Raw genomic sequence first — 23,127 nt, 5'->3', positions numbered from 1 at the left:
TGCGGTATTCCGCCGCCGGATGGCAGGGAGACATGGATTTACCGCCGCAGCCGCTGATACCTTACGCCGACTGGTAACGAGGTAGAATCAGAAGTTTAAATCTCGGAAATTAAGTCTAGTAAATCAGCGTCGAGCATGTTCTCAACGCTGATTTACTCATTACTACTAAAGGAAGGAGCCCAGGTCGAAATATGATGTTTTAGAACATCACTTTATGACCATATTGCTCAAGAATCCCTTTCACTCGCTCCATGGTTTCTTTTTTCGGTGGTTTCACACCGTCGAGTTTGTACTCTTCGCCCATCGCCACCCACTTATGTTTGCCTAACTCATGGTAGGGGAGGAGCTCGATTTTTTCGACGTTACCCATATCGCGAGTAAATTCACCGAGGCGATGAGCTGAATCGTCATCGTCAGACCAGCCAGGTACTACGACATAACGTATCCAGACTTTCACATTTTTGTTCGCCAGATATTTAGCAAACTCGAGTGTACGATGGTTGGAAACGCCTACCAGATTCTGGTGGATTTCGTCGTTCATCTGTTTGAGATCGAGCATTACCAGGTCGGTCACTTCCAGAAGTTCATCAATTACTGGATCGTAACGACGAACAAAACCGTTAGTGTCCAGACAGGTATGAATGCCTTCTTTTTTGCAGGCGCGGAACCAGTCGCGAACGAACTCGGCTTGCAGGATTGCTTCACCACCGGATGCGGTAACGCCGCCGCCGGAAGCGTTCATAAAGTGGCGATAGGTCACCACTTCCTTCATTAAATCTTCAACGGTAACTTCTTTACCGCCATGCGTGTCCCAGGTGTCGCGGTTATGACAATACAGGCAGCGCATCAGGCAGCCCTGGAAAAAGGTGATAAAGCGAATACCTGGACCGTCTACGGTTCCACAGGATTCAAAGGAGTGAATGCGACCAATAACTGACTTGGTAGCCCCCGCCGCAGCGGTATTTTCTGTTGTATTACAATTAGTTAAATTACTCATATCGCTTCAATTGGCTCTAGTTAACTCTGGTTTATGGACGCATTATGGACATTCCTGACACCGGGTTAAGAGTCACAGCATCTTGTAAGAAATCCGGTGCAAAGTGTGCGTAGGTCATAGTTTGCTGAATGTTAGAATGACCCAGGATGCGCTGCAATGTGATTATGTTACCTCCATTCATTATAAAATGTGTGGCAAATGTATGCCTCAAAACATGCACTGCCTGTCCGTCAGGTAAATCGGGTTTTACTTCCCTGAGAGCGTTGCGCACTTTGTAGTAACTGGCATTAAAAAGCCTGCCTGAATTTTTGGTCTTGATCCGTTTAATCAGGTCCTGCGACACGGGAATTGTCCTGCGCTTTCCGTTTTTAGTTTTCATAAACGTAACCATCTGGTTAATGATGTGTTCAGCTTTTAAATTTGACACTTCACTCCAGCGTCCACCAGTAGAAAGGCAGACCAGAGTTGCATTTAATTCATCACCATCAAGCATGGATAACAGCCGCGTAATCTCTTCACTGGACAAAAAAGCCATTTCCGTAACAGCTTCACGTAACCGCTTAACCTCACGGAACGGGTTGTGAGAGTGGTATTCACCGGCGTCAATTAACTTGGTGAACATCCCGCTCATTATTGCCAGATGCCGATTTACGCTGGCTGGTTTAAGACCATCGTTCATCATTACAACGCGATAATCAGTTATCGTTTTCTTTGTTAGCTGGTCAGCTCTGGACACTCCCATTTCTGCAAATTTGGCGATTATTGTCGTCAAACGCCCCCGTTCAATATCTCCACGCTCATGTGATTTTCCGTGATATATCCACCATCTGCCTAACAACTCTGTAAGAGTTCGGCGGTCGGCTGGCTTCTCCAACCACTCTTTGTTGTGGTAGTTAACCAGGACATGACGTTCGAATGCTTGAGCTTCACCCTTAGTTTTAAATTTCCGCCTGATACGTTTTCCATCTGCACCCTGCGGTCTGACGTCCACTTCATAACGACCATCATCGAGCTTTTTAATAGACATAAAGCCCTCCGATGACGCTGTTTACTTCTACTACTTGAAAATTAATGCAATTTTCTTTCGTACATTTACTGCACACATATGCTGAATAAATCGTCAGCCAGTCTTTTGGTCTGAGTGGTGCAAGGTTGTTGAGTCTTGCCCAATGTGCGCGAGCGCCGGGGCTATTTGTCCGCCAGCGGGATCAGTTTCATCAAACATGAACCAGTCACGGTACTTGCGAAATCTTTCTGGCTTGAAAAATTTCATACCTGCGTCAAAAGACATCTTTACTTTTCCCTGCTCATATCCAGCATAGGTGTTGTAGTTAATCCCAGTTAATTCAGCGACTTGCTTCCTTGTCATCCTTTCTGACTCCCTAATAAGTGCGAGTTTCTCTGCTTGAGATGTGATTTGTGTATTTGACATGAATTGTCGTATCTCGTAATTTATGTTGCATGCGACAAGCCAGAACAACGCAGAGCGGCTTCAAATAGCTCTGGTTGAATGGCACCAAAGTTGAGGATATCAAAATGAGTATTGGATCAGAAATGAATAACGATGTTGGAGAAAAATTATCTGATCTCACAAAAAGTAAAAAATGTGACATCAAGCTCGCTGCCGCACCGTCGGATCTACTCTCGAAAGAGGGTTTTGCTCTTTACATCGGTAAGACGCCTCGCGCTGTAGCTGAAATGGCGAAAGCAGGCAAGCTGCCTGCCTTTTACATGGCAGACCCATTAAAGCCGGGAGGTCATGCTGAGTTATGGATTAATCGTCGTGAGTGGGACAAGTACGCAGCACAGCTAGTCGATGAAGCTCCATCAGAATGGCACGACTGGAAAAATCGCATTAGTTATAGCAAATCAAGACATGGCCGTGCGGCTTAAGGTGGAAAGGATGAAGGAGCCTCGTTGTATTGCTCAGTTATTGCGTAACGAAAGCCCCAGGGCGATTGACTTCACCATCACCCACGGTAAGGGGCGTAAGGGAATCATTATCCGCACCAAAAAACAGAGTCCGTTAAAAAAGGCTCTGACCTTTCTGAAAAGCCGGAGGGTCTGGAAATGACAGTGATGACGCTCAATCTCGTTGAAAAACAGCCAGCAGCTATGCGCCGGATAATTGGCAAGCATCTTGCCGTCCCTCGCTGGCAGGATACATGTGATTATTATAATCAGATGATGGAGCGCGAACGGCTAACGGTTTGCTTTCATGCACAGTTAAAACAGCGTCACGCAACGATGCGTTTTGAAGAAATGAACGACGTCGAACGTGAACGACTGGTTTGTGCAATTGATGAATTGCGTGGCGCATTCTCAAAACGTCGTCAGGTCGGTGCAAGTGAGTATGCATATATTAGTTTTTTAACAGTCAGTCAGCGTCGTACTTTATTTATGCATGCCGGATTGACTGAAAAAGAATTTAACCAGCCATACTGGCGAATTAATGAAGAGTCATGTTACTGGCGTGATGCTTTATTCCGTGCATTACGTGAATTATTCAGCCTGTTTGAGTATGCACCGACAATTCTGACGTCGGTAAAACCAGAGCAATATCTGCATTAAGTAATTAACCAGAGTTTTTAACGCACTTAATCGTGCGGGGCTTCTTTTTGCCTGGAGAAAGTTATGCATACAGTTTCTGAAAATCAGTGCGGTAAATACGCATTACTGCTGCAACAGGCCAGAACCGAAGCACAGGCCGACGCTGCGACGCGCTTTTCTTCTCATCTTGATGCCATGATTCGCCACATCACAAAGGCGGAGTTATCCCGCGTGGAGATAGTCGAGCTGCTCAGTCAGGAGTCGGAAAAATTTCACAATATCGGATTGTCTCGCGGGGAGGTGCTTTGATGTCCTGTTCTCGTTCAGTTGTATTACTGAATAACGCCTTAAAAATCGCCGTTATGAAAAATGGCGATTTGTCTCTTATTCAACTTGGTCTTGATAAAGAAAAACGCGAAATAACTGAGTCTGTTATCGCGATTTATCAGAACGAATTAAACCTCCTGTCTGATGTGGTCAATTTGCTTGTTAAACGCGCTGTGTTTCACAAGCAAATCTCCTCCGTGGATGAACTGACGAAATTAACGACAGAAATCGCCAGCTATTGCGCTGATGAATTTAAAAACCTTAACGACAAAAGGAACTGGTAATGCCGGACAACGTAGATTTTATTCAGGCACAACAGGCTGAATTACTGGAGCGCCAGATTAACGCGGCAAGGGTAAAACATTGCGGTGCTTCTGCGCTGGTTTGCGAAGAGTGTGACGCGCCAATACCTGCTGCCCGTCGTGCGGCTTATCCGTCAGCCACGCGTTGTGTTTCCTGTCAGTCAGTTTTTGAAGCAAAAAACAAACATTACCGGAGAACGGCATGAGTATTCGTATTGAAATTGGCGAACGTTATGTCGTTACCAGTGACAGCTTTCAGTTTATTCTCCACGAGAAAAAGAGAGCTGAAAGCGGTAAAAACGCCGGTCAGGAATGGCTGGCGGTGGTTGGTTATTACCCGAAATTAAGCCAGCTCGTTTCCGGCCTGATGCATCACGATATTCTGACCGGAAGCGCAAAGTCTTTTGCTGATTTAAACGCGCAGGTTGAGCAACTCAGCAAGCGTTGTTCAGAGGCTTTTGGCTCATATGGCCGTTAAAGCCTCCGGGCGTTTTGTCCCTCCGTCAGCATTTGCCGCAGGCACCGGTAAGACGTTTACCGGTGCTTATGCATGGAACGCGCCACGCGAGGCCGTCGGGCGCGAAAGACCCCTTACACGTGACGAGATGCGTCAGGTGCAAGGTGTTTTATCCACGATTAACCGCCTGCCTTACTTTTTGCGCTCGCTGTTTACTTCACGCTATGACTACATCCGGCGCAATAAAAGCCCGGTGCACGGGTTTTATTTCCTCACATCCACTTTTCAGCGTCGTTTATGGCCGCGCATTGAGCGTGTGAATCAGCGCCATGAAATGAACACCGACGCGTCGTTGCTGTTTCTGGCAGAGCGTGATCACTATGCGCGCCTGCCGGGAATGAATGACAAGGAGCTGAAAAAGTTTGCCGCCCGTATCTCATCGCAGCTTTTCATGATGTATGAGGAACTCAGCGATGCCTGGGTGGATGCGCATGGCGAAAAAGAATCACTGTTTACGGATGAGGCTCAGGATCACCTGTATGGTCATGTTGCTGGCGCTGCACGAGCTTTCAATATTTCTCCTCTCTACTGGAAAAAATACCGTAAAAGACAGATGACCACGAGGCAGGCATATTCTGCCATTGCCCGTCTGTTTAACGATGAGTGGTGGACTCATCAGCTTAAAGGCCAGCGTATGCGCTGGCATGAAGCGTTACTGATAGCTGTCGGGGAGGTCAATAAAGACCGTTCTCCTTATGCCAGTAAACACGCCATTCGTGATGTGCGTGCGCGCCGCCAGGCAAATCTGGAATTTCTTAAATCGTGTGACCTTGAAAACAGGGAAACCGGCGAGCGCATCGACCTTATCAGTAAGGTGATGGGCAGTATTTCTAATCCTGAAATTCGCCGGATGGAGCTGATGAACACCATTGCCGGTATTGAGCGTTACGCCGCTGCAGAGGGTGATGTGGGGATGTTTATCACGCTGACCGCGCCGTCAAAGTATCACCCGACACGTCAGGTAGGAAAAGGCGAAAGTAAAACCGTGCAGCTTAATCACGGCTGGAACGATGAGGCATTTAATCCAAAGGATGCGCAGCGTTATCTCTGCCGTATCTGGAGCCTGATGCGCACGGCATTCAAGGATAATGATTTACAGGTCTACGGTTTGCGTGTCGTCGAGCCACACCACGACGGAACGCCGCACTGGCATATGATGCTTTTTTGTAATTCACGCCAGCGTAACCAGATTATCGAAATCATGCGTCGCTATGCGCTCAAAGAGGATGGCGACGAAAGAGGAGCCGCGCGAAACCGTTTTCAGGCAAAACACCTTAACCGGGGCGGTGCTGCGGGATATATCGCGAAATACATTTCAAAAAACATCGACGGCTATGCACTGGATGGTCAGCTCGATAACGACACCGGCAGGCCGCTGAAAGACACTGCAGCGGCTGTTACCGCATGGGCGTCAACGTGGCGCATCCCGCAATTTAAAACGGTTGGCCTGCCGACAATGGGGGCTTACCGTGAACTACGCAAATTGCCGCGCGGCGTCAGCATTGCTGATGAGTTTGACGAGCGCGTCGAGGCTGCACGCGCCGCCGCAGACAGTGGTGATTTTGCGTTGTATATCAGCGCGCAGGGTGGGGCAAATGTCCCGCGCGATTGTCAGACTGTCAGAGTCGCCCGTAGCCCGTCGGATGAAGTTAACGAGTACGAGGAAGAAGTCGAGAGAGTGGTCGGCATTTACGCGCCGCATCTCGGCGCGCGTCATATTCATATCACCAGAACGACGGACTGGCGCATTGTGCCGAAAGTTCCGGTCGTTGAGCCTTTGACTTTAAAAAGCGGCATCGCCGCGCCTCGGAGTCCTGTCAATAACTGTGGAAAGCTCACCGGTGGTGATACTTCGTTACCGGCTCCCACGCCTTCTGAACACGCCGCAGCAGTGCTTAATCTGGTAGATGACGGTGTTATCGAATGGACTGACCCGGAGGTCGTGAGGGCGCTCAGGGGTGCATTAAAACACGACATGAGAACACCAAATCGTCAGCAAAGAAACGGAAGCCCGTTAAAACCGCATGAAATTGCGCCATCGGCCAGACTGACCCGGTCGGAACGAATGCAAATCACCCGTATCCGCGTTGACCTTGGTCAGAACGGTATCAGACCTCAGCGATGGGAGCTTGAGACGCTGGCGCGTGGCGCGACCGTAAATTACGACGGGAAAAAATTCACGTATCCGGTCGCTGATGAGTGGCCGGGATTCTCAACAGTAATGGAGTGGACATAATGGCAAAAATTCACGAGGTAAAGCTGCACGCAAAATATTTCGACCTTGTGCTGGAAGGACATAAACGTGCAGAGTTTCGGAAAAATGACCGTAATTATGAGTGCGGGGACACGTTGATTTTGCATGAATGGGTGCAGGGTGTGTATACGGGGCGAAAGGTTGAAGCCCGGATAACAGATGTTACTGACCTGTCAGACTGGCTGGAAGATTATGTCTTGCTAAGTATTGAGCGGCTTATTACAGGCGCATATGAGATTGTGAACTGGAAAGAACTTAGTGAGCGTGGTCTGGTATTCAGAATTAATCATGAAATTATGCATCAGCTCGGCCTTGCTGTTATGTATGAACCAGAGACGGGGATGTCTGGCGGGGCAATGGTTGCCACGGATGGAGCATGGAACTATTCAGATGAACAGATGGAGCGTGCACAGCAAAACGGGTGGCTCGGATAATGCACAGAATACCAGGCGAGATACCGCACCATAAAACTAAAAATATCAAGCTGATGGCCATTGTTCACCGTCTACAGCAGATTATGGTCAACGAAAATCTGACGCCCGATGAACTAGTCGGGTGTGCCGAAATAGTCCGGGATAATTACGGGCGACTTAACTATATCGGTATCGGTCAGTCCAGAGTTGCGCCACCACCACGCAGACGATAGAGAACGCCGCCAGTCGTGAAACTTGTTTTCAGGGCTGGCGGCGTTGAACAACGAGCGAAGCGAGGCGTTAGTTGACAGTCATATTTTTACTGCGTTGGTGCTGGTTTTTGACGGTTGAAAGGAGTTAGCCCGGAGAGCTAAAGCTAACAACTTACAAATATTCAAAAGTAAGCTTCCTGTTGCTAACATAAGGTCGATTTTTTATGTGGATGATGCAAAAAGGATAGCTATGGATATTGTAATCGCTTTTCTATCACTCGCTTTTTTCGTTGCTTTTTTCATCGGGTTAATCAAGCCATCACTGGTGCGGATGCCAAACCGTAAACGTGCAAGTGCGGTTTATCTCGGAGGTGGTTTTGCATTGAGCATAATTGGTTCAATACTCTACCCAACAGAAAAAAGCCAGCCAGTTGCTAAAACTGAAACAGCAACCGTAGCAGAACACCAGGCTCAAAAAACATTCGAATATACTGAAAAAACACTCAAGGAATATCGGAACGAGCCAATGAAGACTCGACACGATATTGTGAATAGTTACATTAACTTTAAGAAAGTGCCAGTCACCGCATCAGATGCATTTTATGCCTGCATGAGTGAGTATACATTTACCAAAGATGATGAGTTGAAACTCGGTGATGTTCTTGGGTGGTGCTTTAATGATTATGAAAATGACCCGAATTCACTAAACAATAAAATCAATCTTGATACATTTCAGAGCAATTTTAGTGGTTGGGATGGTTCTTATCGTCCATTGGAAAAACTAATTAAAGATAATATGAACGATGATTCATCTTATAAACATGTGTCAACGGTATATCATTTGGTTTTGAATAAAGACCCGCACGCCATTGTGAAAACCACATTTCGTGGAACTAATGCTTATGGCGGAGTGGTGAAACAGACCGTTGCGGCGCGCGTCAATGTTCGAACTGGTGAGGTAACTTCAATAATTGATAACTAAAGTGAAGGGCTAGGCCATGTTATGTTTAAGCCATAATATGGCTTTTTTATGATTTGGGTAAATTGATAAGGAGTCGATTTAAATGAATTCAAAAAAAAGGAATAAATATCTCAAGTTAATGTTTGAGTGTAGAAAAAGAATTGAAACGCTACATGATTTAGCATCCGGACATACAGGAGGACTTTATCTTCAAGTTTTAATAGAAATAGAAGCGTTACAACTCAGAAAGTTATTGGAGCTTATCGCATTTTCATCGTTAATTTCATATGAGGAATCCTATAAGACTGTTGCGAAGAGTATTGATGGTGTATGGAAAGCCAAGCGTATTATAAGTGAGTTAGAAAAAATAAATCCAAATTTTTACCCGTTACCTGTATCATCATTTACCAATGACGGGTGGAAGAAATTGAAAGGTGGATATTTAACAAAAAAACAATTTATTGCACTGTATGATGAATGTTCAACTCATATTCATGTTAGAAACCCATACAGGATAAGCGAAAACTCGCTGGCTTTTCATAGAAAAGTACCTTCATACTTAGAGAGAATTGAATGTTTATTATCTAAACATATTGTTTCACTTGTAGATGATAGGGAGTTTCTTTTTGTAGAGGTACCTCATTTTGAAGATTCGGCTACCCCTCTAAGAATTAGGTGTTTAATTAAAAATAGAGGGTAAATTTTTATTATCCCTTAATGATAACTTACATTAGTTATGATAAAAGTTTGATAACGTCAGTAGTGCTGGAGCTGTCCTTCAGCACTGATGGAGTTGAACAATGAGCACTTCTGGACGTTATATTAATACTGATATAGTTAGTGGTTTTATTCTAAATTATTAGCGTAGTGCCGAAACTCACTATTTACAATGGTGGGGTAACGCTGAAAGAACCGGAGCGTAGATATCTTTTTTTACTGAAAAATAGTGGTCAATATCGCTTGACCACTATACAGCGTCAGTTCAAACTACAATTAATAAAGTTAAGGTTCATAGCCTTTTTGAAGGGTACGTATCCAAGAGGCCTGTGCTCACTATGTGGTAAAGAGTCAAAATATCGTTATGTCTGATTCTTACGCACAATTGTAATATTTCTTTTAAATGTCAGACATATATTTCTTTGCGATTTCAGAAGCTGTCTTTTCTATACTTGGATAAACAGTGCTCTCAGTAATGTTCAATTGTGCAAGTTCTTTCAAGATTATTTCTTTATTAATTATGTCAACTCTGTCAAGAGGAAAGTCTTCTGTTGTCTCTGGGAGTACTGCCTCGTGACCAAATAATAGAAATGCGCCAGACTGTGATTGAATGCGTTCATTATTTATTCTGGCGCGGATGAATAGTATTTTCCGAAGATCATGCAGGTCTATATTTTTTTTAAAATATGGTTTTTCAGCTTGAATATGATCTAAAAGTTTATTGAGTAGTTCTTTTGCGTGAGATTTGTCGTTTTCAATTAAGCTTTTTGATATAGTGCTTAAGATATTGTGTGGCATAAATGCCAGATTGGCTATACAGCTAACAGTATCAGAGTCAAAATATTTGATATTTTTTCTTTCTGTAGGAAACGAGATGACTTGTCCGGTGTCTTCAGGATCTTCACAGCATGCAAAATATAAAGCAATTAGCGGGTTGGATGTAATATCTAGCAATCTTGTAGGTAAACCATAATGCTGCATTCTAACTAGTTTATCGATCGTAAAATTATCAGATATAAATTCATTAGGCCTTGCTGACAGAATTTCACGAACCATAGATGATTCTGAATCAAGGTGCTTATGAGTCCCGTTATCATGTTTCCGGAAAAGAGATGGGATAAGTTCATATTTATTTCGTGAATGTCCTCTATAAAAAATTTCAGAGTTTGAATTGTTGGATTTTTCTATAAAACTGATATATTCCTTTAAGCTCTTTATTTTTCTTATTTTTGATGTTCTTTTGATGTTTCCAATTTTGGATGTGTTAGAGAGAATTTTTTCAGTTGTATCGTTTTTGGTTTTATTTAGCTCAAGTTTTAGCAGTGTTTCTCTTAATTTTTTATCTTTAACTGCCCAGTGGGTTCTGCTAAGACCATAAGCACCTAAGTCTAATATTTCTTTATATTGTTTTATTTCGGGGTTCTTGATTTCGCCAAAATCATGAACGATTTCAAAGTGATAACAAACATCATCATTATCTATGTGTAAGTTGCCGACTTTTCCAAGTCTTACTCTTAAATATCTATTTTTGTCACCGTCTTTATCGTATATTTCAGTCATGAAAAGAACAGGTAGCTTAGATAGAGCGGCTAAAGTTATAGGGCTTACTGGTGTTAATTTTTTATAAAGTAAGGATGGTGTACCTTCTAGCATTCGGGAAAGAGAGAAACTATCTTCCCCATTTTTAATATTAGGATCCATAGATGGCCATCTATCAAACACAGAGGGCTCACCCCCGATAATGAGATTAAACATTCTAACTCCTTTTTACTTAAGAAATGACATTGATTGTCTTAATGTTGTCGTAAGGGCGATGTAGATTGCCAGATCTGATTCAGCACTACCAGAGAAAACTGTCAGTCTATGTTTGACTCTGTGGGAAGGTAGTTTTGCGTACATTATTGCATCAAATTGCATTTGCTATTATTTGGCCTTTCATACAAATGAGCTCAAAACTGACGTGCTTTCGCCTGGCTTATACATTTGCATTAAAACCGCCCCACGAAGCGGGCGGGCGAGGCGGGGAAAGCACTGCGCGCTGGCGGTGGTGCTGATTTTATTTTTTCAGCGTCTGAGCGCGTCGTGATGGCGTTTAGATTGTGTGCTGGGGCGTTGGTGTGTCTGCGGGCTGTTTTGTGCGGTGGTGAGCGTGTGAGGGCGTGATGACGGGGTGTAAAAAAGCCGCCCGCAGGCGGCGATGTTCAGCCGTTGTCAGTGTCCAGTGAGTAGTTTTTAAAGCGGATGACCTCCTGACCGAGCCAGCCGTTTATTTCCCGAATCCTGTCCTGTAACGGGATAAGCTCATTGCGGACAAAGACCTTTGCCACTTTCTCAATATCACCCAGCGACCCGACGTTCTCCGGCTTGCCGCCCATCAACTGAAAGGGGATGCGGTGCGCGTCCAGCAGGTCTGCGGCACTGGCTTTTTTGATATTAAAAAAATCGTCCTTCGTTGCCACTTCACTGAGCGGGATAATTTTAATGCCGTCAGCTTTCCCCTGTGGGGCATAGAGAAACAGATTTTTAAAGTTGTTGCGGCCTTTCGATTTAACCATGTTTTCGCGGAGCATTTCGATATCGTTGCGATCCTGCACGGCATCGGTGACGTACATGATGTATCCGGCATGTGCGCCGTTTTCGTAATACTTTCGGCGGAACAGCGTGGCCGACTCATTCAGCCAGGCAGAGTTAAGGGCGCTGAGGTATTCCGGCAGGCCGTACAGCTCCTGATTAATATCCGGCTCCAGCAGGTGAAACACGGAGCCGGGCGTGAAAGGTGTCGGCTCGTTGAAGGAAGGCACCCACCAGTAAACATCCTCTTCCACGCCACGGCGGGTATATTTTGCCGGTGAGGTTTCCAGTCTGATGACCTTACCGGTGGTGCTGTAACGCTTTTCCAGAAACGCATTACCGAACACCAGAAAATCCAGCACAAAGCGGCTGAAATCCTGCTGGGACAGCCACGGATGCGGGATAAATGTCGAGGCCAGAATATTACGTTTGACGTAAATCGGGGAGCTGTGATGCACGGCAGCACGCAGGCTTTTTGCCAGACCGGTAAAGCTGACCGGCGGCTCATACCATCTGCCGTTACTGATGCACTCGACGTAATCCAGAATGTCACGGCGGTCGAGTACCGGCACCGGCTCACCAAAGGTGAATGCCTCCATTTTCGGGGCGCTGGCGGTGATTGTTTTTGCCGCAGGTTGCGGTGTTTTCCCTTTTTTCTTGCTCATCAGTAAAACTCCAGAATGGTGGATGTCAGCGGGGTGCTGATACCGGCGGTGAGAGGCTCATTTAACAGGGCGTGCATGGTCGCCCAGGCGAGGTCGGCGTGGCTGGCTTCCTCGCTGCGGCTGGCCTCATAGGTGGCGCTGCGTCCGCTGCTGGTCATGGTCTTGCGGATAGCCATAAACGAGCTGGTGATGTCGGTGGCGCTGACGTCATATTCCAGACAGCCACGGCGGATAACGTCTTTTGCCTTGAGCACCATTGCGGTTTTCATTTCCGGCGTGTAGCGGATATCGCGCGCGGCGGGATAGAACGAGCGCACAAGCTGGAACACGCCGACACCGAGGCCGGTGGCATCAATACCGATGTATTCGACGTTGTATTTTTCGGTGAGTTTGCGGATGGATTCCGCCTGGGTGGCAAAGTCCATGCCTTTCCACTGGTGACGCTCAAGTATTCTGAATTTGCCACCGGCCACCACCGGCGGTGCCAGTACCACGCATCCGGCGCTGTCGCCACGGTGTGACGGGTCGTAACCAATCCATACCGGGCGGGAGCCGAACGGATTGGCGGCAAACGGCGCATAGTCTTCCCATTCTTCCAGCGTGTCGACCATGCAGCGTTGCAGCTCCTCGAACGGGAACACCGACGCCTTGTCGTCAACAAATTCACACATGAACAGGTTTTTAAAATCGTCGGCGCTGTTTTCGCGTTTAAGCTGCTCAATGTCGAACAGCGTGCAGCCACCTTTCAGGGCGTCCTCAATGGTGACAATCTGCCGCCACTGGCCGTCCGCACAGAGAAGCCCACCGGCAAGGGCGTTATGACTGACGTCGATTTCCACGCGTTCGGCGGCGCTGGCGCGTCCCCGGTTAAACAGTTCACCCGACCAGAACGGGTAGGCGTCGTGCGCCAGCGTGGACGGGGTGGAGAAATAGGTCGAGCGCAGGTGACTCTGTGAGGCCATACCTGATGCCACCTTACGCAGTACCTGAAAATTCGGGATCCAGAAAATCTCGTCGACGTACAGGTCGCCGTTATGGCTCTGCGCGGTGTTGGAGTTGGTGCCGAGAAAAATCAGTTTTGCGCCGTTATTGCCCAGGACAATCGGGTCACCGGTCAGGTCAACGTCAACCAGACGGGCAAAGGCGATGATGTATTCACGGAACACATACGCCTGCGTTTTACTGGCCGACAGAAAAATCTGGTTATGACCGGTTTTCAGGGCGCGCAGCAGCGCCTCGCGGGAAAAATAAAACGTCGCGCCAATCTGGCGGGATTTCAGGATATCGCGAATGCGGTGCTCAAGCCCGGCGCGATACCAGTGCAACTGATAGTCGAAAGACTGCTCAAAGAAAATCTGCTCCAGCTTTTCGATGGCCTCGTCACTGAAAAAATTCTTTTTCGGTTTGCGACGCCCGCCTTTGTTGCGGTTAGCGACGTTCGGATTAAGGTCTGCCTCGTTGCCGGTCTGGCTGTAACGGTTTACCCGTGCCAGTCGTTCAATCTGGCGTCCCAGCAGGTCAATTTCCTTGAAGTCACCACCGGTTTTCTGCGGTTTGATGATGAGCTGGGTCAGCCGCGCTTCCAGACTCATTTCGACACGGCTGATGGGGGCAACGCTGTCCCAGCCGTCGCGCTGTTTCCAGCTCTGCACCGTCGGGCGTTTCATCTGCAACATGGCGGCAATCTGCGGCACGGAAAACCCCTGCCAGTACAGCAGCGCCGCCTGACGACGCGGGTCGTGTAAAAGAGTGGTGTCTGTGGTGATGGTCATGAATACCTCGCCGTGATGAATACACGGCAAGGCTACTGAGTCGCGCCCCGCGATTCGCTAAGGTGCTGTTGTGTCAGTGATAAGCCATCCGGGACTGATGGCGGAGGATGCGCATCGTCGGGAAACTGATGCCGACATGTGACTCCTCTAATCACTATTCAGGACTCCTGACAATGGCAAAAAAAGTCTCAAAATTCTTTCGTATCGGCGTTGAGGGTGACACCTGTGACGGGCGTGTCATCAGTGCGCAGGATATTCAGGAAATGGCCGAAACCTTTGACCCGCGTGTCTATGGTTGCCGCATTAACCTGGAACATCTGCGCGGCATCCTGCCTGACGGTATTTTTAAGCGTTATGGCGATGTGGCCGAACTGAAGGCGGAAAAGATTGACGACGATTCGGCGCTGAAAGGCAAATGGGCGCTGTTTGCGAAAATCACCCCGACCGATGACCTTATCGCGATGAACAAGGCCGCGCAGAAGGTCTACACCTCAATGGAAATTCAGCCGAACTTTGCCAACACCGGCAAATGTTATCTGGTGGGGCTGGCCGTCACCGATGACCCGGCAAGCCTCGGCACGGAATACCTGGAATTCTGCCGCACGGCAAAACACAACCCCCTGAACCGCTTCAAATTAAGCCCTGAAAACCTGATTTCAGTGGCAACGCCCGTTGAGCTGGAATTTGAAGACCTGCCTGAAACCGTGTTCACCGCCCTGACCGAAAAGGTGAAATCCATTTTTGGCCGCAAACAGGCCAGCGATGACGCCCGTCTGAATGACGTGCATGAAGCGGTGACCGCTGTTGCTGAACATGTGCAGGAAAAACTGAGCGCCACTGAGCAGCGCCTCGCTGAGGTGGAAACCGCCTTTTCCGCACTTAAGCAGGAGGTGACTGACAGGGCGGATGAAACCAGCCAGGCATTCACCCGCCTGAAAAACAGTCTCGACCACACCGAAAGTCTGACCCAGCAGCGCCGCAGCAAGGCCACCGGTGGTGGCGGTGACGCCCTGATGACGAACTGCTGACCGGCGTCAGTCAGTCCGGGAAAACCTTCACGATTAACCCTTAATTTCAGGAAAAACTATGCGCCAGGAAACCCGCTTTAAATTTAATGCCTACCTGTCCCGTGTTGCCGAACTGAACGGCATCGACGCCGGTGATGTGTCGAAAAAATTCACCGTTGAACCGTCGGTCACCCAGACCCTGATGAACACCATGCAGGAGTCCTCTGACTTTCTGACCCGCATCAACATTGTGCCGGTCAGCGAAATGAAAGGGGAAAAAATTGGCATCGGTGTCACCGGCTCCATCGCCAGCACCACCGACACCGCCGGTGGCACCGAGCGTCAGCCGAAGGACTTCTCGAAGCTGGCGTCAAACAAGTACGAATGCGACCAGATTAACTTCGATTTTTATATCCGCTACAAAACGCTTGACCTGTGGGCGCGTTATCAGGATTTCCAGCTCCGTGTCCGTAACGCCATTATCAAACGCCAGTCCCTTGATTTCATCATGGCCGGTTTTAACGGCGTGAAGCGTGCCGAAACCTCTGACCGCAGCAGCAATCCGATGTTGCAGGATGTGGCGGTCGGCTGGCTGCAGAAATACCGCAATGAAGCTCCGGCGCGCGTGATGAGCAAGGTCACTGACGAGGAAGGCCATACCACCTCTGAGGTTATCCGCGTGGGTAAGGGCGGTGATTATGCCAGCCTCGATGCACTGGTGATGGATGCGACCAACAACCTGATTGAGCCGTGGTATCAGGAAGACCCTGACCTTGTGGTGATTGTGGGACGTCAGCTACTGGCGGACAAGTATTTCCCCATCGTTAACAAGGAGCAGGATAACAGCGAAATGCTGGCCGCTGACGTCATCATCAGCCAGAAACGCATCGGTAACCTGCCGGCGGTGCGCGTCCCGTACTTCCCGGCAGATGCGATGCTCATCACGAAGCTGGAAAACCTGTCCATCTACTACATGGATGACAGCCATCGCCGCGTGATTGAGGAAAACCCGAAACTCGACCGCGTGGAGAACTACGAGTCAATGAACATTGATTACGTGGTGGAAGACTACGCCGCCGGTTGTCTGGTGGAAAAAATTAAGGTCGGTGATTTCTCCACACCGGCTAAGGCGACCGCAGAGCCGGGAGCGTAACCGATGACGAGTCCCGCACAGCGCCACATGATGCGGGTCTCGGCAGCGATGACCGCGCAGCGGGAAGCCGCCCCGCTGCGACATGCAACTGTCTATGAGCAGATGCTGGTCAAGCTGGCCGCAGACCAGCGCACACTGAAAGCGATTTATTCAAAAGAGCTGAAGGCCGCGAAAAAACGCGAACTGCTGCCGTTCTGGTTGCCGTGGGTGAACGGCGTGCTGGAGCAGGGCAAAGGTGCACAGGATGACATTCTGATGACGGTCATGCTGTGGCGTCTGGATACCGGCGATATTGCCGGTGCGCTGGAGATTGCCCGTTATGCCCTGAAGTACGGTCTGACCATGCCGGGTAAACACCGCCGCACCCCGCCGTACATGTTCACCGAGGAGGTGGCGCTCGCGGCCATGCGCGCTCACGCTGCCGGTGAGTCTGTGGAGCCCCGCCTGCTGACGGACACCCTTGAGCTGACCGCCACAGCTGACATGCCTGATGAAGTGCGCGCAAAGCTGCACAAAATCACCGGTCTGTTTCTGCGTGACGCTGGTGATGCCGCCGGTGCGCTGGCTCACCTGCAACGTGCGACACAGCTTGACTGTCAGGCAGGCGTCAAAAAAGAGATTGAACGACTGGAGCGGGAGCTGAAACCGAAGCCGGAGCCGCAGCCAAAAGCGGCCACCCGCGCCCCGCGTAAGACCCGGAGCGTGACACCGGCAAAACGTGGACGCCCGAAAAAGAAAGCCAGTTAACAACCGAATGCGCCCCGCGCCAGGGCGGCACGCCGGTCAGTGAGGGTGAATCACCTGACACTGCACCGGCGTCCACCGCCCGACTTTTCAGAGGTAGTCATGATGACGCTGATTATTCCGCGAAAGGAGGCTCCCGTGTCCGGTGAGGGTACGGTGGTCATCCCGCAACCGGCAGGCGACGAGCCGGTGATTAAAAACACGTTCTTTTTTCCCGATATCGACCCGAAGCGCGTCCGGGAACGTATGCGCCTTGAGCAGACCGTCGCCCCCGCCCGTCTGCGTGAGGCCATCAAGTCAGGCATGGCGGAGACGAATGCGGAGCTGTACGAGTACCGCGAACAGAAAATTGCCGCCGGTTTTACGCGTCTGGCGGACGTTCCGGCGGACGACATCGACGGTGAAAGCATCAAAGTTTTTTACTACGAGCGTGCCGTGTGTGCGATGGCGACCGCGTCGCTTTATGAGCGTTATCGCGGCGTGGATGCCAGTGCGAAAGGCGACAAGAAGGCTGACAGCATTGACAGCACCATTGATGAACTGTGGCGGGATATGCGCTGGGCGGTGGCGCGTATCCAGGACAAGCCGCGCTGCATCGTGAGTCAAATCTGATGAAGACCTTTGCGCTACAGGGCGACACGCTCGACGCCATTTGTGTCCGGTATTACGGGCGCACTGAGGGCGTGGTTGAGACCGTGCTCGCCGCAAATCCGGGACTGGCTGAACTGGGTGCGGTGCTGCCACACGGCACCGCCGTCGAACTGCCTGACGTTCAGACCGCGCCCGTGGCTGAAACTGTCAATCTGTGGGAGTAACGCATGACAGCAGAAGAAAAAAGCGTCCTGTCGCTTTTCATGATTGGAGTGCTGATTGTTGTCGGCAAGGTGCTTGCCGGTGGTGAACCCATCACCCCGCGTCTGTTTATCGGGCGCATGTTGCTCGGTGGTTTTGTCTCAATGGTTGCCGGTGTTGTTCTGGTGCAGTTTCCTGACCTGTCACTGCCTGCGGTGTGCGGCATCGGCTCCATGCTGGGTATCGCCGGTTATCAGGTGATTGAGATTGCCATTCAGCGCCGCTTTAAGGGCAGGGGGAAACCGTAATGCCGGTAATTAACACGCACCAGAATATCGCCGCCTTTCTCGACATGCTGGCGGTGTCCGAAGGGACGGCGAATCATCCGCTGACGAAAAAACGGGGCTATGACGTGATAGTCACCGGACTGGACGGAAAGCCGGAAATCTTCACCGACTACAGTGACCACCCGTTCGCGCATGGCCGACCGGCGAAGGTGTTTAACCGTCGCGGTGAAAAGTCCACGGCCTCCGGTCGCTATCAGCAGCTTTACCTGTTCTGGCCGCACTACCGCAAACAGCTTGCCCTGCCGGATTTCAGTCCGTTGTCACAGGACAGACTTGCCATTCAGTTGATCCGCGAACGCGGTGCACTGGATGACATCCGGGCGGGACGCATTGAGCGCGCCATTTCACGCTGTCGCAATATCTGGGCGTCCCTGCCGGGTGCCGGTTACGGTCAGCGTGAGCATTCACTGGAAAAACTGGTCACCGTCTGGCGTACCGCTGGCGGCGTACCGGCTTAAACGGAGTAAACACCATGAAGAAATTATCCCTTTCACTGATGCTGAACGTGTCGCTGGCGCTGATGCTGGCACTGTCCCTGATTTACCCGCAGAGCGTGGCCGTCAGTTTTGTCGCCGCCTGGGCGATTCTGGCGACGGTTATCTGTGTGGTTGCCGGTGGTGTCGGCGTGTATGCCACTGAGTATGTGCTGGAACGCTACGGGCGGGAGCTGCCGCCGGAATCGCTGGCCGTGAAGATTGTCGCGTCGCTGTTTTTACAGCCGGTGCCGTGGCGCAGGCGGGCAGCGGCTCTGGTGGTGATGGTGGCGACGTTTATCTCGCTGGTCGCTGCCGGGTGGATTTTTACTGCGCTGATTTATCTTGTGGCGTCGCTGTTTTTCCGGCTGATACGTAAAGCCTGTCGTCAGCGTCTTGAGGAGCGGGAACCATGTCAAGGCTGATGATTGTGCTGGTCGTGTTGTTATCGCTGGCGGTGGCGGGGCTGTTTCTGGTGAAACACAAAAATGCCAGCCTGCGCGCCTCGCTGGACAGGGCGAACAACGTCGCCAGTGAACAGCAGACGACCATCACCATGCTGAAAAATCAGCTTCATGTTGCCCTCACCAGAGCAGACAAAAACGAGCTGGCGCAGGTGGCACTGCGTCAGGAACTGGAGAACGCCGCGAAGCGTGAAGCACAGCGCGAGAAAACCATCACGAGGTTACTTAATGAAAACGAAGATTTTCGCCGCTGGTACGGTGCTGACCTGCCTGATGCTGTGCGCCGGTTGCACCAGCGCCCGGCCTGCACCGACGCCAGTGATTGTCGCCAACGCCTGCCCGAAAGTGAGCCTTTGCCCGATGCCGGGCAGTGACCCGCAGACGAACGGCGATTTAAGTGCTGATATCCGGCAGCTTGAGAACGCGCTGGCACGCTGTGCCAGCCAGGTAAAAATGATTAAACACTGTCAGGACGAAAACGATGCTCAAACCCGACAGCCTGCGCAGGGCGTTGACTGATGCCGTCACGGTACTGAAAACCAGTCCCGAGATGCTGCGGATATTCGTTGATAACGGGAGTATTGCCTCCACACTGGCGACGTCGCTGTCGTTCGAAAAGCGTTACACGCTCAATGTCATTGTGACCGACTTTACCGGTGATTTTGACCTGCTCATTGTGCCGGTGCTGGCGTGGCTGCGGGAAAATCAGCCCGACATCATGACCACCGACGAAGGCCAGAAAAAGGGCTTCACGTTTTATGCAGACATCAACAATGACAGCAGCTTTGATATCAGCATCAGCCTGATGCTGACCGAGCGCACGCTGGTCAGAGAGGTGGACGGCGCGCTGCATGTGAAGAATATCCCGGAACCCCCGCCGCCGGAGCCGGTCACCCGCCCGATGGAGCTGTATATCAATGGCGAACTGGTGAGCAAGTGGGATGAATGAGTTTAAGCGTTTTGAAGACCGGCTGACCGGACTGATTGAATCGCTGTCACCGTCAGGGCGTCGGCGACTGAGCGCCGAACTGGCGAAACGTCTGCGTCAGAGTCAGCAGCGCCGGGTGATGGCACAGAAAGCCCCGGACGGCACACCCTACGCGCCACGCCAGCAGCAGAGCGCCAGAAAAAAGACCGGTCGTGTTAAGCGAAAAATGTTTGCGAAACTTATCACCAGTCGTTTTTTGCATATCCGCGCCAGCCCGGAACAGGCATCAATGGAATTTTACGGCGGGAAGTCACCGAAAATCGCCAGCGTGCATCAGTTTGGTCTGTCGGAAGAAAACCGGAAAGACGGTAAGAAAATTGATTATCCGGCTCGTCCTCTGCTCGGCTTTACCGGTGAGGATGTGCAGATGATTGAAGAGATTATTCTGGCTCACCTCGACCGTTAGTTGTGCCATTCCCGACACCTCATCGTCACATTGCCGCCGGTATGACCCGGCGGCATCCTTCCCGTTATGAACACTCTCGCAAATATTCAGGAACTCGCGCGCGCACTGCGCAACATGATCCGCACCGGCATTATCGTCGAAACCGACCTTAACGCCGGTCGCTGCCGTGTGCAGACCGGCGGCATGTGCACTGACTGGCTTCAGTGGCTGACCCATCGCGCCGGGCGTTCGCGCACATGGTGGGCACCTTCCGTGGGGGAACAGGTGCTGATTCTGGCCGTGGGCGGTGAACTCGACACGGCGTTCGTTCTGCCGGGGATTTATTCCGGCGATAACCCCGCGCCGTCTGCGTCGGCGGATGCCCTGCATATCCGTTTCCCTGACGGGGCGGTGATTGAATATGAACCCGAAACCAGTGCACTTACGGTAAGCGGAATTAAAACGGCCAGCGTGACGGCTTCTGATTCTGTTACTGCCACGGTGCCGGTGGTCACGGTGAAAGCATCAACCCGCGTCACCCTGGACACACCGGAAGTGGTCTGCACTAACAAGCTGACTACCGGCACGCTGGAAGTGCAGAAGGGCGGGAAGATGCACGGCAACATCGAGCATACCGACGGGAAATTCACGTCTAACGGCGTTCAGGTGGATGACCACGGTCACGGTGGTGTTAAGTCAGGAGACAACTGGACACAGGGGACAAAATGACAGCACGTTATCTCGGAATGAATCGCAGTGATGGCCAGACTGTCACTGACCTTGAGCATATCAGCCAGAGTATCGGCGATATCCTGCGCACGCCGGTCGGCTCACGGGTGATGCGTCGTGATTACGGCTCGTTGCTGGCGTCAATGATTGACCAGCCGCAGACCCCGGCACTTGAGTTGCAGATTAAGGTCGCCTGTTACATGGCGGTGCTGAAATGGGAACCCCGCGTCACCCTGGCATCCGTCACCACGGCGCGCAGCTTTGACGGGCGAATGACGGTCACGTTAACCGGCCAGCATAACGACACCGGCCAGCCACTTTCGTTAACCATCCCTGTGAGTTGAAACCATGCCGATTATCGACCTGAACCAGCTACCCGCACCGGATGTGGTTGAGGAGCTGGACTTTGAAACCATTCTTGCCGAACGCAAGGCGACACTGATTTCCCTTTACCCGGAAGACCAGCAGGAGGCGGTCGCCCGTACCCTGACGCTGGAATCCGAGCCTCTCGTCAAACTGCTGGAGGAAAATGCTTATCGCGAGCTTATCTGGCGTCAGCGTGTGAATGAGGCCGCACGGGCGGTGATGCTGGCCTGTGCCGCCGGTAATGACCTTGATGTGATTGGTGCCAATTACAACACCACGCGCCTGATTATCACCCCGGCAGATGATTCGACTATCCCGCCGACACCGGCAGTGATGGAGTCTGACACCGATTATCGTCTGCGTATTCAGCAGGCGTTTGAGGGCTTAAGCGTCGCCGGGTCGGTGGGTGCCTATCAGTATCATGGCCGCAGTGCCGACGGGCGTGTCGCGGATATCTCTGTCACCAGTCCGTCTCCGGCCTGCGTCACCATCTCTGTGCTGTCACGTGAAAATAACGGTGTCGCATCCGAAGACCTGCTGGCGGTGGTGCGTAACGCTCTTAATGGCGAGGACGTCAGGCCGGTGGCCGACCGCGTGACCGTGCAGTCTGCCGCCATCGTTGAATACCAGATAAACGCCACGCTTTACCTTTACCCTGGTCCCGAAAGCGAACCCATTCGCGCTGCTGCTGTGAAAAAACTGGAAGCGTATATCACGGCACAGCACCGGCTGGGGCGTGACATCCGTCTGTCTGCCATTTATGCCGCTTTGCATGTGGAAGGCGTGCAGCGTGTCGAACTGACTGCTCCGCTGGCCGACATCGTGCTCAACAGTACGCAGGCGTCTTTCTGTACCGAATACAACGTCGTGACCGGAGGCTCGGATGAGTGATTCGCGACTGCTGCCGACCGGCTCATCACCGCTTGAGGTCGCCGCCGCAAAAGCCTGTGCGGAAATTGAAAAAACGCCGGTCAGTATTCGTGAGCTGTGGAATCCGGACACCTGCCCGGCAAATCTGCTGCCGTGGCTGGCGTGGGCGTTTTCGGTCGACAGGTGGGATGAAAAGTGGCCGGAAGCGACAAAACGCGCCGTTATCCGCGATGCCTATTTCATTCACTGTCATAAGGGCACTATAGGCGCAATCCGACGCGTGGTGGAGCCGCTCGGCTATCTCATTAACGTAAAGGAATGGTGGGAGACAAACGACCCGCCCGGCACTTTCCGGCTTGATATCGGCGTACTGGAAAGCGGTATCACAGAGGAAATGTATCTGGAAATGGAACGGCTGATTGCCGATGCCAAACCCGCAAGTCGCCACCTTATCGGCCTGAACATTATCCAGGACATTCCCGGCTGTCTGTATACAGGCGGTGTGGTCTGTGATGGTGATGTTATTACTGTTTATCCCGGATAAGTGAGAA

General features: G+C 50.8%; 34 protein-coding genes. 28 read left to right on the top strand and 6 right to left on the bottom strand.

What is annotated here, in order from left to right; all coding sequences use genetic code 11:
* Nucleotides 1–199: 199 nt before the first annotated feature.
* The 3 genes from pflA to FC814_RS01055 all read right to left on the bottom strand — a co-directional run bounded on the left by pflA (nt 200) and on the right by FC814_RS01055 (nt 2,429).
* The gene (gene pflA / locus FC814_RS01065) at nt 200–997 is read right to left on the bottom strand and encodes a pyruvate formate lyase 1-activating protein (protein WP_000067977.1); all 798 of its coding nucleotides are present in this window, start codon (nt 995–997) and stop codon (nt 200–202) included.
* A gap of 31 nt (nt 998–1,028) precedes the next feature.
* On the bottom strand, nt 1,029–2,024 hold the full coding sequence (locus FC814_RS01060; RefSeq protein ID WP_000023391.1) for a tyrosine-type recombinase/integrase: 996 nt from the start codon (nt 2,022–2,024) through the stop codon (nt 1,029–1,031).
* A 93-nt stretch (nt 2,025–2,117) separates the two neighbouring features.
* Entirely contained in the window at nt 2,118–2,429 is a 312-nt protein-coding gene (locus FC814_RS01055) for a helix-turn-helix transcriptional regulator (RefSeq protein WP_000072552.1), read from the bottom strand.
* A gap of 104 nt (nt 2,430–2,533) precedes the next feature.
* Between FC814_RS01055 and FC814_RS01050 the strand changes: the two genes are divergently transcribed.
* The 12 genes from FC814_RS01050 to FC814_RS01000 all read left to right on the top strand — a co-directional run bounded on the left by FC814_RS01050 (nt 2,534) and on the right by FC814_RS01000 (nt 9,233).
* Nucleotides 2,534–2,890, top strand: a complete 357-nt coding sequence (locus tag FC814_RS01050; protein ID WP_137325389.1) for a Cox family DNA-binding protein — start codon at nt 2,534–2,536, stop codon at nt 2,888–2,890.
* Nucleotides 2,891–2,900: 10 nt separating this feature from the next.
* Complete coding sequence (locus tag FC814_RS22785; RefSeq protein WP_162883424.1) at nt 2,901–3,071, top strand: hypothetical protein; 171 nt, start codon at nt 2,901–2,903, stop codon at nt 3,069–3,071.
* Nucleotides 3,068–3,568, top strand: a complete 501-nt coding sequence (locus tag FC814_RS01045) for a hypothetical protein (protein WP_000217670.1) — start codon at nt 3,068–3,070, stop codon at nt 3,566–3,568. The genes FC814_RS22785 and FC814_RS01045 overlap by 4 nt, the downstream gene beginning before the upstream one ends.
* Before the next feature lie 63 nt (nt 3,569–3,631).
* Nucleotides 3,632–3,856, top strand: a complete 225-nt coding sequence (locus FC814_RS01040; RefSeq protein ID WP_000557703.1) for a DUF2732 family protein — start codon at nt 3,632–3,634, stop codon at nt 3,854–3,856.
* Nucleotides 3,856–4,158, top strand: coding sequence for a DUF5405 family protein (locus tag FC814_RS01035; RefSeq protein ID WP_001277958.1), 303 nt, complete (start codon nt 3,856–3,858; stop codon nt 4,156–4,158). The genes FC814_RS01040 and FC814_RS01035 overlap by 1 nt, the downstream gene beginning before the upstream one ends.
* Nucleotides 4,158–4,382 (top strand): TraR/DksA C4-type zinc finger protein, encoded by a 225-nt coding sequence (locus tag FC814_RS01030; RefSeq protein WP_086730332.1) that lies wholly within the window; start codon nt 4,158–4,160, stop codon nt 4,380–4,382. Before FC814_RS01035 ends, FC814_RS01030 begins: the two co-directional genes overlap by 1 nt.
* A complete protein-coding gene (locus tag FC814_RS01025) occupies nt 4,379–4,654 on the top strand; it encodes a DUF5405 family protein (protein ID WP_000027664.1) in 276 nt (91 codons plus the stop codon). Before FC814_RS01030 ends, FC814_RS01025 begins: the two co-directional genes overlap by 4 nt.
* Nucleotides 4,644–6,929, top strand: a complete 2,286-nt coding sequence (locus FC814_RS01020) for a replication endonuclease (RefSeq protein ID WP_137325388.1) — start codon at nt 4,644–4,646, stop codon at nt 6,927–6,929. The genes FC814_RS01025 and FC814_RS01020 overlap by 11 nt, the downstream gene beginning before the upstream one ends.
* Nucleotides 6,929–7,381 (top strand): DUF3850 domain-containing protein, encoded by a 453-nt coding sequence (locus tag FC814_RS01015; RefSeq protein ID WP_137325387.1) that lies wholly within the window; start codon nt 6,929–6,931, stop codon nt 7,379–7,381. Before FC814_RS01020 ends, FC814_RS01015 begins: the two co-directional genes overlap by 1 nt.
* Nucleotides 7,381–7,593, top strand: coding sequence for a hypothetical protein (locus FC814_RS01010; RefSeq protein ID WP_024188427.1), 213 nt, complete (start codon nt 7,381–7,383; stop codon nt 7,591–7,593). The genes FC814_RS01015 and FC814_RS01010 overlap by 1 nt, the downstream gene beginning before the upstream one ends.
* A 229-nt stretch (nt 7,594–7,822) precedes the next feature.
* Nucleotides 7,823–8,554, top strand: a complete 732-nt coding sequence (locus FC814_RS01005; RefSeq protein ID WP_137325386.1) for a hypothetical protein — start codon at nt 7,823–7,825, stop codon at nt 8,552–8,554.
* An 82-nt stretch (nt 8,555–8,636) separates the two neighbouring features.
* Nucleotides 8,637–9,233 carry a hypothetical protein gene (locus FC814_RS01000; RefSeq protein ID WP_064773178.1) on the top strand — a complete coding sequence of 199 codons (597 nt, stop codon included), beginning with the start codon at nt 8,637–8,639 and terminating at the stop codon, nt 9,231–9,233.
* A 416-nt stretch (nt 9,234–9,649) separates the two neighbouring features.
* Here the strand turns inward: FC814_RS01000 and FC814_RS00995 are convergent, their stop codons facing one another.
* From FC814_RS00995 to FC814_RS00985, 3 genes are all read right to left on the bottom strand, one after another.
* On the bottom strand, nt 9,650–11,005 hold the full coding sequence (locus FC814_RS00995; protein ID WP_137325385.1) for an FRG domain-containing protein: 1,356 nt from the start codon (nt 11,003–11,005) through the stop codon (nt 9,650–9,652).
* A gap of 446 nt (nt 11,006–11,451) precedes the next feature.
* Complete coding sequence (locus FC814_RS00990) at nt 11,452–12,486, bottom strand: phage portal protein (protein WP_052893703.1); 1,035 nt, start codon at nt 12,484–12,486, stop codon at nt 11,452–11,454.
* A complete protein-coding gene (locus FC814_RS00985; RefSeq protein WP_000156861.1) occupies nt 12,486–14,258 on the bottom strand; it encodes a terminase ATPase subunit family protein in 1,773 nt (590 codons plus the stop codon). The genes FC814_RS00990 and FC814_RS00985 overlap by 1 nt, the downstream gene beginning before the upstream one ends.
* Nucleotides 14,259–14,431: 173 nt before the next feature.
* Between FC814_RS00985 and FC814_RS00980 the strand changes: the two genes are divergently transcribed.
* The 16 genes from FC814_RS00980 to FC814_RS00905 all read left to right on the top strand — a co-directional run bounded on the left by FC814_RS00980 (nt 14,432) and on the right by FC814_RS00905 (nt 23,120).
* On the top strand, nt 14,432–15,286 hold the full coding sequence (locus FC814_RS00980; RefSeq protein ID WP_001406872.1) for a GPO family capsid scaffolding protein: 855 nt from the start codon (nt 14,432–14,434) through the stop codon (nt 15,284–15,286).
* 58 nt (nt 15,287–15,344) lie between these two features.
* Entirely contained in the window at nt 15,345–16,418 is a 1,074-nt protein-coding gene (locus FC814_RS00975) for a phage major capsid protein, P2 family (RefSeq protein ID WP_001248569.1), read from the top strand.
* Nucleotides 16,419–16,421: 3 nt separating this feature from the next.
* Nucleotides 16,422–17,165, top strand: a complete 744-nt coding sequence (locus FC814_RS00970) for a terminase endonuclease subunit (protein ID WP_105280163.1) — start codon at nt 16,422–16,424, stop codon at nt 17,163–17,165.
* Between the two features lie 99 nt (nt 17,166–17,264).
* Entirely contained in the window at nt 17,265–17,774 is a 510-nt protein-coding gene (locus tag FC814_RS00965; protein WP_000988633.1) for a head completion/stabilization protein, read from the top strand.
* On the top strand, nt 17,774–17,977 hold the full coding sequence (locus tag FC814_RS00960; RefSeq protein WP_000846409.1) for a tail protein X: 204 nt from the start codon (nt 17,774–17,776) through the stop codon (nt 17,975–17,977). Before FC814_RS00965 ends, FC814_RS00960 begins: the two co-directional genes overlap by 1 nt.
* Nucleotides 17,978–17,980: 3 nt before the next feature.
* A complete protein-coding gene (locus FC814_RS00955) occupies nt 17,981–18,262 on the top strand; it encodes a phage holin family protein (RefSeq protein WP_000123123.1) in 282 nt (93 codons plus the stop codon).
* Nucleotides 18,262–18,759: a glycoside hydrolase family 104 protein gene (locus FC814_RS00950; protein WP_001144091.1), complete on the top strand. Its 498-nt coding sequence runs from the start codon at nt 18,262–18,264 to the stop codon at nt 18,757–18,759. Before FC814_RS00955 ends, FC814_RS00950 begins: the two co-directional genes overlap by 1 nt.
* Before the next feature lie 14 nt (nt 18,760–18,773).
* The gene (locus FC814_RS00945; RefSeq protein ID WP_137325384.1) at nt 18,774–19,199 is read left to right on the top strand and encodes a DNZ54_00345 family protein; all 426 of its coding nucleotides are present in this window, start codon (nt 18,774–18,776) and stop codon (nt 19,197–19,199) included.
* Nucleotides 19,187–19,612 carry an Rz-like lysis system protein LysB gene (gene lysB / locus FC814_RS00940; RefSeq protein WP_137325383.1) on the top strand — a complete coding sequence of 142 codons (426 nt, stop codon included), beginning with the start codon at nt 19,187–19,189 and terminating at the stop codon, nt 19,610–19,612. Before FC814_RS00945 ends, lysB begins: the two co-directional genes overlap by 13 nt.
* A complete protein-coding gene (gene lysC / locus FC814_RS23015) occupies nt 19,512–19,757 on the top strand; it encodes an Rz1-like lysis system protein LysC (RefSeq protein WP_301546324.1) in 246 nt (81 codons plus the stop codon). The genes lysB and lysC overlap by 101 nt, the downstream gene beginning before the upstream one ends.
* Nucleotides 19,720–20,187 (top strand): phage tail protein, encoded by a 468-nt coding sequence (locus FC814_RS00930; protein WP_100733662.1) that lies wholly within the window; start codon nt 19,720–19,722, stop codon nt 20,185–20,187. Before lysC ends, FC814_RS00930 begins: the two co-directional genes overlap by 38 nt.
* Complete coding sequence (locus tag FC814_RS00925) at nt 20,180–20,632, top strand: phage virion morphogenesis protein (RefSeq protein WP_001001780.1); 453 nt, start codon at nt 20,180–20,182, stop codon at nt 20,630–20,632. The genes FC814_RS00930 and FC814_RS00925 overlap by 8 nt, the downstream gene beginning before the upstream one ends.
* A gap of 66 nt (nt 20,633–20,698) precedes the next feature.
* A complete protein-coding gene (locus tag FC814_RS00920) occupies nt 20,699–21,340 on the top strand; it encodes a phage baseplate assembly protein V (RefSeq protein ID WP_096879917.1) in 642 nt (213 codons plus the stop codon).
* Complete coding sequence (locus FC814_RS00915) at nt 21,337–21,684, top strand: GPW/gp25 family protein (protein ID WP_105280167.1); 348 nt, start codon at nt 21,337–21,339, stop codon at nt 21,682–21,684. The genes FC814_RS00920 and FC814_RS00915 overlap by 4 nt, the downstream gene beginning before the upstream one ends.
* Nucleotides 21,685–21,688: 4 nt before the next feature.
* On the top strand, nt 21,689–22,597 hold the full coding sequence (locus FC814_RS00910; RefSeq protein WP_087903411.1) for a baseplate assembly protein: 909 nt from the start codon (nt 21,689–21,691) through the stop codon (nt 22,595–22,597).
* Nucleotides 22,590–23,120 carry a phage tail protein I gene (locus FC814_RS00905; protein WP_001285322.1) on the top strand — a complete coding sequence of 177 codons (531 nt, stop codon included), beginning with the start codon at nt 22,590–22,592 and terminating at the stop codon, nt 23,118–23,120. The genes FC814_RS00910 and FC814_RS00905 overlap by 8 nt, the downstream gene beginning before the upstream one ends.
* Nucleotides 23,121–23,127: the final 7 nt, after the last annotated feature.

This window comes from Escherichia sp. MR, assembly GCF_005280595.1.
Classification (GTDB): domain Bacteria; phylum Pseudomonadota; class Gammaproteobacteria; order Enterobacterales; family Enterobacteriaceae; genus Escherichia; species Escherichia ruysiae.
The sequence above is the reverse complement of the archived record's forward strand: the minus strand, read 5'-3'. Positions and strand labels throughout refer to the sequence as shown.

Coding starts and splice junctions, on each gene's coding strand:
- pflA (WP_000067977.1), bottom strand. CDS start 997: ATGAGTAATTTAACTAATTGTAATACAACAGAAAATACCGCTGCGGCG.
- FC814_RS01060 (WP_000023391.1), bottom strand. CDS start 2,024: ATGTCTATTAAAAAGCTCGATGATGGTCGTTATGAAGTGGACGTCAGA.
- FC814_RS01055 (WP_000072552.1), bottom strand. CDS start 2,429: ATGTCAAATACACAAATCACATCTCAAGCAGAGAAACTCGCACTTATT.
- FC814_RS01050 (WP_137325389.1), top strand. CDS start 2,534: ATGAGTATTGGATCAGAAATGAATAACGATGTTGGAGAAAAATTATCT.
- FC814_RS22785 (WP_162883424.1), top strand. CDS start 2,901: ATGAAGGAGCCTCGTTGTATTGCTCAGTTATTGCGTAACGAAAGCCCC.
- FC814_RS01045 (WP_000217670.1), top strand. CDS start 3,068: ATGACAGTGATGACGCTCAATCTCGTTGAAAAACAGCCAGCAGCTATG.
- FC814_RS01040 (WP_000557703.1), top strand. CDS start 3,632: ATGCATACAGTTTCTGAAAATCAGTGCGGTAAATACGCATTACTGCTG.
- FC814_RS01035 (WP_001277958.1), top strand. CDS start 3,856: ATGTCCTGTTCTCGTTCAGTTGTATTACTGAATAACGCCTTAAAAATC.
- FC814_RS01030 (WP_086730332.1), top strand. CDS start 4,158: ATGCCGGACAACGTAGATTTTATTCAGGCACAACAGGCTGAATTACTG.
- FC814_RS01025 (WP_000027664.1), top strand. CDS start 4,379: ATGAGTATTCGTATTGAAATTGGCGAACGTTATGTCGTTACCAGTGAC.
- FC814_RS01020 (WP_137325388.1), top strand. CDS start 4,644: ATGGCCGTTAAAGCCTCCGGGCGTTTTGTCCCTCCGTCAGCATTTGCC.
- FC814_RS01015 (WP_137325387.1), top strand. CDS start 6,929: ATGGCAAAAATTCACGAGGTAAAGCTGCACGCAAAATATTTCGACCTT.
- FC814_RS01010 (WP_024188427.1), top strand. CDS start 7,381: ATGCACAGAATACCAGGCGAGATACCGCACCATAAAACTAAAAATATC.
- FC814_RS01005 (WP_137325386.1), top strand. CDS start 7,823: ATGGATATTGTAATCGCTTTTCTATCACTCGCTTTTTTCGTTGCTTTT.
- FC814_RS01000 (WP_064773178.1), top strand. CDS start 8,637: ATGAATTCAAAAAAAAGGAATAAATATCTCAAGTTAATGTTTGAGTGT.
- FC814_RS00995 (WP_137325385.1), bottom strand. CDS start 11,005: ATGTTTAATCTCATTATCGGGGGTGAGCCCTCTGTGTTTGATAGATGG.
- FC814_RS00990 (WP_052893703.1), bottom strand. CDS start 12,486: ATGAGCAAGAAAAAAGGGAAAACACCGCAACCTGCGGCAAAAACAATC.
- FC814_RS00985 (WP_000156861.1), bottom strand. CDS start 14,258: ATGACCATCACCACAGACACCACTCTTTTACACGACCCGCGTCGTCAG.
- FC814_RS00980 (WP_001406872.1), top strand. CDS start 14,432: ATGGCAAAAAAAGTCTCAAAATTCTTTCGTATCGGCGTTGAGGGTGAC.
- FC814_RS00975 (WP_001248569.1), top strand. CDS start 15,345: ATGCGCCAGGAAACCCGCTTTAAATTTAATGCCTACCTGTCCCGTGTT.
- FC814_RS00970 (WP_105280163.1), top strand. CDS start 16,422: ATGACGAGTCCCGCACAGCGCCACATGATGCGGGTCTCGGCAGCGATG.
- FC814_RS00965 (WP_000988633.1), top strand. CDS start 17,265: ATGATGACGCTGATTATTCCGCGAAAGGAGGCTCCCGTGTCCGGTGAG.
- FC814_RS00960 (WP_000846409.1), top strand. CDS start 17,774: ATGAAGACCTTTGCGCTACAGGGCGACACGCTCGACGCCATTTGTGTC.
- FC814_RS00955 (WP_000123123.1), top strand. CDS start 17,981: ATGACAGCAGAAGAAAAAAGCGTCCTGTCGCTTTTCATGATTGGAGTG.
- FC814_RS00950 (WP_001144091.1), top strand. CDS start 18,262: ATGCCGGTAATTAACACGCACCAGAATATCGCCGCCTTTCTCGACATG.
- FC814_RS00945 (WP_137325384.1), top strand. CDS start 18,774: ATGAAGAAATTATCCCTTTCACTGATGCTGAACGTGTCGCTGGCGCTG.
- lysB (WP_137325383.1), top strand. CDS start 19,187: ATGTCAAGGCTGATGATTGTGCTGGTCGTGTTGTTATCGCTGGCGGTG.
- lysC (WP_301546324.1), top strand. CDS start 19,512: ATGCTGTGCGCCGGTTGCACCAGCGCCCGGCCTGCACCGACGCCAGTG.
- FC814_RS00930 (WP_100733662.1), top strand. CDS start 19,720: ATGCTCAAACCCGACAGCCTGCGCAGGGCGTTGACTGATGCCGTCACG.
- FC814_RS00925 (WP_001001780.1), top strand. CDS start 20,180: ATGAATGAGTTTAAGCGTTTTGAAGACCGGCTGACCGGACTGATTGAA.
- FC814_RS00920 (WP_096879917.1), top strand. CDS start 20,699: ATGAACACTCTCGCAAATATTCAGGAACTCGCGCGCGCACTGCGCAAC.
- FC814_RS00915 (WP_105280167.1), top strand. CDS start 21,337: ATGACAGCACGTTATCTCGGAATGAATCGCAGTGATGGCCAGACTGTC.
- FC814_RS00910 (WP_087903411.1), top strand. CDS start 21,689: ATGCCGATTATCGACCTGAACCAGCTACCCGCACCGGATGTGGTTGAG.
- FC814_RS00905 (WP_001285322.1), top strand. CDS start 22,590: ATGAGTGATTCGCGACTGCTGCCGACCGGCTCATCACCGCTTGAGGTC.